Source organism: Candidatus Margulisiibacteriota bacterium (assembly GCA_018822365.1).
Lineage (GTDB): Bacteria > Margulisbacteria > WOR-1 > O2-12-FULL-45-9 > XYB2-FULL-48-7 > XYB2-FULL-45-9.
In genome coordinates this window covers 61297-68002 of the sequence record JAHJKL010000070.1, presented here as the reverse complement: position 1 = coordinate 68002, position 6706 = coordinate 61297, and the positions used below count along the sequence as shown (strand labels likewise).

7 protein-coding genes are annotated in these 6706 nt (G+C 49.8%); 5 read left to right on the top strand and 2 right to left on the bottom strand.

The window, feature by feature from the left end:
• Positions 1 to 1421: hydroxylamine reductase (hcp, locus tag KKF06_06790; GenBank protein MBU1617459.1), on the bottom strand; the 1421-nt coding region annotated here is incomplete at its 3' end.
• Between the two features lie 14 nt (positions 1422 to 1435).
• Positions 1436 to 2167, bottom strand: a complete 732-nt coding sequence (locus KKF06_06785) for a 4Fe-4S binding protein (GenBank protein MBU1617458.1) — start codon at positions 2165 to 2167, stop codon at positions 1436 to 1438.
• 92 nt (positions 2168 to 2259) lie between these two features.
• On the opposite strand from KKF06_06785, the gene KKF06_06780 reads away from it, so the two are divergent.
• The 5 genes from KKF06_06780 (at position 2260) to KKF06_06760 (ending at position 6705) form a co-directional block, all read left to right on the top strand.
• The gene (locus KKF06_06780) at positions 2260 to 3456 is read left to right on the top strand and encodes a hypothetical protein (GenBank protein MBU1617457.1); all 1197 of its coding nucleotides are present in this window, start codon (positions 2260 to 2262) and stop codon (positions 3454 to 3456) included.
• An 87-nt stretch (positions 3457 to 3543) separates the two neighbouring features.
• The gene (metK, locus tag KKF06_06775; protein MBU1617456.1) at positions 3544 to 4749 is read left to right on the top strand and encodes a methionine adenosyltransferase; all 1206 of its coding nucleotides are present in this window, start codon (positions 3544 to 3546) and stop codon (positions 4747 to 4749) included.
• Positions 4749 to 5840 (top strand): redox-regulated ATPase YchF, encoded by a 1092-nt coding sequence (ychF, locus tag KKF06_06770; GenBank protein MBU1617455.1) that lies wholly within the window; start codon positions 4749 to 4751, stop codon positions 5838 to 5840. Before metK ends, ychF begins: the two co-directional genes overlap by 1 nt.
• A gap of 81 nt (positions 5841 to 5921) precedes the next feature.
• Positions 5922 to 6314 carry a 30S ribosomal protein S6 gene (gene rpsF / locus KKF06_06765; protein ID MBU1617454.1) on the top strand — a complete coding sequence of 131 codons (393 nt, stop codon included), beginning with the start codon at positions 5922 to 5924 and terminating at the stop codon, positions 6312 to 6314.
• Positions 6301 to 6705 carry a single-stranded DNA-binding protein gene (locus tag KKF06_06760; GenBank protein MBU1617453.1) on the top strand — a complete coding sequence of 135 codons (405 nt, stop codon included), beginning with the start codon at positions 6301 to 6303 and terminating at the stop codon, positions 6703 to 6705. The genes rpsF and KKF06_06760 overlap by 14 nt, the downstream gene beginning before the upstream one ends.
• The last annotated feature ends 1 nt before the right edge of the window (position 6706 follow it).

Below are 6706 nucleotides of genomic sequence, written 5' to 3'. Positions count from 1 at the left end.
CCCAGCCGAATATTTTTGATCCCCAGATAGAGGAGCGAAAGCAATATCACGACCGCTTTTTGTTCATACCAGGAGAGGATTAATGAGAGGGGGAGGTCGTTTAGCCCGACGTTGAAAGCTTTGGCCAGAGCGGCGGCGATTTGGATCGCCGAGTACGCGTCGTTGCACTGGCCGATATCCAACAATCTTGGGATCCCTTCGATCTCTCCAAAATCGAGCTTGTTGAACCGGTATTTGCCGCAAGCCAGGGTCAAGATGACCGAATCGGCCGGAGCTTTTTCCGCGAATTCGGTGTAATAATTCCGTCCGGATTTCGCCCCGTCACAGCCGCCGATCAAAAAGAAGCGTTTTATCTTGCCGGATTTAACGAGTCCGATAACTTTTTCGGCCGCGCCCAGGACCGCGTCATGACCAAAGCCGACCAGGATCTCTTTGCCGGGAAGATTGGCTGGAAAACCGCCCAGCTCCAGGGATTTATTGATAAGCGGGGCGTATTCCCCATGTTTGATATGCCTAACACCGGGAAAAGCGACCAAGCCGGTGGTAAAAATATTCCCCCGGTATTTTTCGGACGGTCTTTGGATGCAGTTGGTCGTCATCAGGATCGCTCCCGGAAAAGCGGCAAACTCCTTTTGCTGGTCTTGCCAGGCGCCGCCGAAATTTCCGGCTAAGTGTTTGTATTTTTTAAGGCCGGGATAACCGTGCGCGGGGAGCATCTCCCCGTGCGTGTAAACATTGATCCCTTTATCGGTTGTCTGCTTAAGGATTTCTTCCAGGTCAAGGAGATCGTGCCCGCTAACCAGGATCGCCGGCCCTTTCTTTGTTCCCGTTGAAACCTTTGTCGGTTCCGGTCGCCCAAAGCGCTCGATATGCCCCTGATTTAACAGCTCCATTGCCCGGATATTGAATTTGCCGCATTCCAGGTTAAGCGCGATCAGCTCCTCGACCCCCTTCTCTTCGAGTAAAGAGGCTAAGACCCGTCGAATGAAGTTGAACACCTCCTGGTCTTTTTTCCCAAGAAGGGACGCGTGATCAAGATAGGCGGCCATCCCTTTAAGACCGAAAGCTAATAACTGCTTGAGCGAGTGAAGGTCGGGGTCGGCCGTTAAGCCATCAGGCGGGTTTGCCACCGGCTTAGACAAGGAACCCTTTACCCGGGCCAGGTATTCGGCGCCGGTCTTGATCTGATCTCTTAGCCTGGCGTCGTCAAAACTAACGTTGGTGACGGTCGAAAAGAGGGCCTCAACGATAAACAGGTCGAGTTCTTCGTCAGGCTTTCCTCCCTTTTCAATATAATAGGCTAAGACTTTGACCTCGCGTAATAATTGGTCTTGCAGGTCAGACGTTTCCGGACCTTTACCGCAAACCCCCTGGACCTGGCAACCACCCTTTACGCTTTGTTCACACTGATCGCAATACATAATAATTCCCCCTTTTATTTAATTGAGCCGTCTAACCCGACCACGATCTTTTTGATGTTGATCTTTTCGCCGGACAATTCGACCGCTTTTTGGAGCAGGCGAAAGAGCCCGGAACAGCATGGCACCTCCATAATAACCAGCGTTAATGAATAGATCTTGTTGTGGCGTAAAATATCGGCCAGTTTCTCCGCGTAGCCGCTCGTCTCGTCAAGCTTTGGGCAGGCAATGACCAGCTTTTTCCCTTTTAGGAGTTCGGAGTGAAATTTCCCCAGAGAAAAAGCGGTGCAATCGGCCGCGACCAACAGGTCCGACCCGTTAAAGTAAGGAGCATGAGGGGAAACAAGCTGGAGCTGGATCGGCCAATTAGAAAGTTCGGAAGTCTCGGCGCTTGTTGTTTGGGGGCGGCTTTCTCTGGATATTTCCTTGGCCAATGTTCCGGGGCAGCCGCAGGGAAGAGGCGCGTGAGCGCCATGCACCGACGCGGCCGCTTCTCTTCCTTTTTCTTTTAGGACATGCTGGTAGGTTTGCCCGGCGTTATATGGAGCGCTCTCCTTCTTAACGACTTTTAAGGCGCCGGTCGGGCAGACGTCCAGACAGGCTCCCAGACCGTCGCAATATATTTCTTTGACCAGTGCCGCCTTACCTTCCTGGTCAATTTTTAGCGCCCCTTCCGCGCAGGCTGATGTACAAAGCCCGCAACCATTACATAATGTTCGGTCGATCTCAATTATCTCTCTTGTTGCCATGTGTAATCCTCCTTGTTTAGAAAAGATACTTCATAAGAAGCGGCCAGTCTTTGACTTGAGTCAAAAGCCAGGAGGTGTATAATTTCATTAATATGAAAAATGCATTGGTTCTTGTTTGCCTCTTGTCGATGTTTTCCACGGTTACATTGGCCGACTCAAATGGCATTAAATTAGGCGGAATAAAGTCATTGATGTTTTCGCCCAGCGAAACAGAGGTGGAGGTGGGGCTTTCTTTTCCATTTATTCCCTTGAATGTCGTTGCCCTGCCGGCCGGGAAAGCGTTCGAAGTCGACTGGGAGATAAAGGACGGCTCCCGGACCGCAGGTTTCCCATTGCAGGCAACCGCCAATTTAATGGCCTATAATTTTACCGACTGGAAGTTCCTGCCGGTTGGTGAAGAAAAGATCATTGTTGGCGACGATTCCCCCTGGAAAAAATACCATGAGTCCGGCACTTGGGCAATAATAACTGAACAAACCAAGGCGGTAGCCCGCTATTCATGTTTTTTGGCCGGGAAGAGCCGGTCCAAGGAAAAAACCGAATCCGGCAGCTTTTATGCCGCAGGCTCATTGCCGGAAGCAAACCCGCGCAATCAACAAATAAAACTATCGGCTGCGAGGTGGATCGCCGGTCGTCTGGAAAGAGGGCTTCTTCTGCGAACGTTAGGGGAAATTTGGCCGGGAAGCGATAGCTCAGGAACAACCGACCTAGACAAGGCAAGAAAGCAAACCGAAGAGACGCTTAAAATGCTCTTTGGCTTTAGCACCCAGCAGGAATATGCGGCCGGGAACGGGTACCAGTTTTTGGAGATTGCCGGGCTGGACTTTCTGGCAACCCCATTGTTGGTTCCGGGCGGAGCTGTTTATGAAGCCTATAATTGGGGGAAATGGGGAGAAAAAACCATAAAAGGGACGGACGCAACCTGGAAAGAAATATTTGCCAGAAATAATGTTAAACAGATTTTAACCGCGAATGACGATGGGTTTGGCAAAGCATTATTCTTAGCGGCTGAAAGTTGCCGCGATGAAGCGGAAGAGGCGATGAAAATCATGTATGAACAGCCAAACGATCCGGGGAATGTCTGGTTGGAAAAGATATTAACGGAGCGGAGCCAGCTTAAAAATGTCTCCATAAAAGCCGAAGCCATGCTTCCCAGGATCAGGATCGCGGCCGAAAAAGAAGGCTTAACAGAGAACGATAAAGTAGGAATAGCCGCCTTTGTTAATTCGATCAAAAGGATCGCCTCAACGGAAGCCTTGGTCCTGGAGCAGGCGCTGACCAGCAATTAAACGACCGCGTAAGCTTGACAGTCCATTTATTAGTATTGTAGACTGACATTCCAGTCGCAGATTCATATACATTAGGGAGGATACGCCATGGATAAAAACTATTTGTTTACTTCAGAATCAGTGACCGAGGGGCACCCAGACAAGGTATGCGATCAAATTTCTGACGCGATCCTGGATGCGATCTTGGCCAAAGACCCGGTCGGCCGGGTTGCGGTTGAGACCCTGGTGACCAACGGTCTTTGTGTTGTTGCCGGCGAAGTGACCACCGGCTGTTACGTTGAGATCCCGCAAATTGTTAGGGAGACCATAAAAGAGATCGGCTATACCGACGCAAAATATGGCTTTGACTGGGAAACCTCAGGCGTGCTGGTTTCCCTAAAGGAGCAGAGCAAGGATATCGCCCGTGGGGTTGACACCGCGTTAGAGATCAGAGGGGGCGAAGTGGTCAAAGAAGACCTGGAGTCGATCGGCGCAGGCGACCAGGGGTTAATGTTCGGTTTTGCCTGTGACGAAACAGCCGAGTTGATGCCGATGCCGATCGTTTTGGCCCATAAGCTAAGCAAAAGGCTTGCCGAAGTCCGCAAGAACGGCGAGATGCCCTACTTGCGCCCTGACGGGAAATCCCAGGTGACGATCGAGTACAAAAATGACCGGCCGGTCAGGATCCACACCGTGCTGGTCGCCGCCCAGCATTCTCCCGAGATCGATCCTAAAAAACTGGAAAAAGATGTTTTGGAAAAGGTCGTTGCCAAGGTTTTGCCTAAGGAAATGGTAGACAAGGATACCAAGTATTACGTCAATCCAACCGGGCGCTTTGTGATCGGTGGGCCGCAGGGAGACTCCGGGGTTACCGGGCGAAAGATCATTGTTGATACTTATGGGGGCTACTCGCGCCACGGCGGCGGAGCATTTAGCGGCAAAGATCCGACAAAAGTCGATCGGTCAGGCGCGTATGCCGCCCGCTGGGTCGCCAAGAATGTTGTTGCGGCAGAACTAGCGAAGCGCTGCGAGGTTCAGCTTGCCTACGCGATCGGGATCGCTCATCCGCTTTCGATCATGGTAGATACATTTGGAACAGGAAAAATCCCGGACAGCGAGATCGCTAAAATCATTGATGAAGTGTTTGATCTGCGGCCGGGATTGATCATTAAAAATCTTGATCTGCGCCGGCCGATCTACAAACAGGTGGCCGCTTACGGTCATTTTGGCCGCAACGATCTGGATCTGCCGTGGGAAAAGACCGATAAAGCGGCGGAGCTGAAGAAAAAAGCCCTGACATTGGTTAAAAAATAATGGGGCTATCGATCGGGATCGTTGGCCTCCCTAATGTTGGGAAGTCAACGCTTTTTAATGCCTTGTCCAGAGCAAAGGCGCAGGCATCTAATTACCCATTTTGTACGATCGATCCGAACATCGGGGTCGTGGAAGTCCCTGACCCAAGAATTGAAGCTTTGGTCAAGCTTTTCAGCTCTAAAAAGGTTGTCCCGGCGATCATTGAATTTTATGATATTGCCGGTCTGGTCAAAGGGGCCCACAAGGGAGAAGGGTTAGGAAATAAATTCCTGGCCCATATTCGCGAGGTTGATGCTATTGCCCATGTTGTCCGTTGTTTTTCCGCCGAAGATGTTGTCCACGTTGAGGGAGCGGTCGATCCGCGCCGTGACATCGAAATTATTGAGGCAGAACTGATCTTAGCCGATCTGGCAACCATTGAAAAGCGATTTGAATCGATCAGGAAAGCGATCAAGAGCGGGGATAAGGATATCTTAAGGACGCTTCATCTGCTCGAAAAGATAAAAGAGCTTTTAGACAAAGGCCAGCCGGCAAGATCGCTTGTTTCTTCCATGAGTTCGGACGACCTAAAACTACTGCGAGAGTTTTCTCTGATCACGCTGAAGCCGGTGTTATATGTTGCTAATGTTGATGAAGACGGGAGCCCGGAGCAGATCAAGCAGATTCAAGGTATTGCCAGGGAACAGGGAGCAAAAGTTGTCACCATCTGCTCAAAGCTTGAGGCTGAAATTGCCGAGCTCCCGGTTGAGGAAGCATTAAGCCTGATGGAAGGAATGGGGATCAAAGAGTCGGCCCTTGCCCAGTTGATCCGGTCAAGCTATGAACTGTTGAATTTGATCACTTTTTTTACAGCTGGAGAGAAAGAGACGCATGCCTGGACGATCCAAAAAGGGGCAAAAGCCCCTCAGGCGGCCGGGAAGATCCACTCAGACATGGAGAGAGGCTTTATTGCGGCCGAAGTTATCCGATATCAGGAAATGATCGATTGCGGCTCTTATCCCAAAGCGAGGGAAAAAGGGGTTTTAAAGACCGAAGGGAAGGAGTATATAGTCGAAGATGGAGATATTATAGTCATCAGGTTCAACGTTTAACAGATTGCTTATTTCCTTTAATTATGCTACAATAATTACTCATTAAGAAAAAAATAATATTAAAAAACGGAGGTTATTTCATTGAAAGCATATGAATTGATCATGATCATGGACCCGATACTCGGAGAAGAGAAAATCGGGCTAATTATCGATAAAATCAGCGATAAAATCAAATCTTTAAAGGGTGAGATTGACAGTGTTGAAAAATGGGGAGTAAGGCGGCTTAATTCGGTGTTTAAAAAGGCCAAAAGACAGGCAAACGGCTTTTATGTTTTGGTAAGGCTAAAGGGACCGGCAAATCTGCCGGCCGAGGTAAAGGCCCTCTTAAAAGTGACCGAAAACGTTACGAGGTATTTTTTAACCAACGCTTTTGTCCAAACAGAAGCTCCTGTAGAGAAAAAAGAGATAATCGGGACTCCGCTTGAGGCGGTCAATGTTGGTGAAATAAAAGGGGAAGCGGTTGGCGAATCTTAATCGAATAATACTGGTTGGCCGCCTTGTTGAAGAACTGGACAGCAGAATAACAGTAAATGGCCTGCCGGTCGCTAAGTTCAGACTGGAAGTCGAGCGCTCTTTTGGCGAGAACGCGGTTGATTACATCGATGTGGTTGCCTGGCGCAAATTAGCGGAGGAGAGCAAGGACCGTTTAAAAAAAGGGTTAATGGTTTTAGTTGAAGGGCGGATCCAAAACCGTTCATTTGACGGTCAGAACGGTCAGCGCCAATGGGTTACGGAAGTTGTCGCCAGGAGCATTGTTCCTCTTGACAAAGGTCAGGCCGCCAAGACAAGGAAAGAAGAGGCGGTTGCTGCCGTTGGCGACGCAGAAATGGCGGACCTCGAAGCGGCGGAGGACCTTCCTTTTTAAC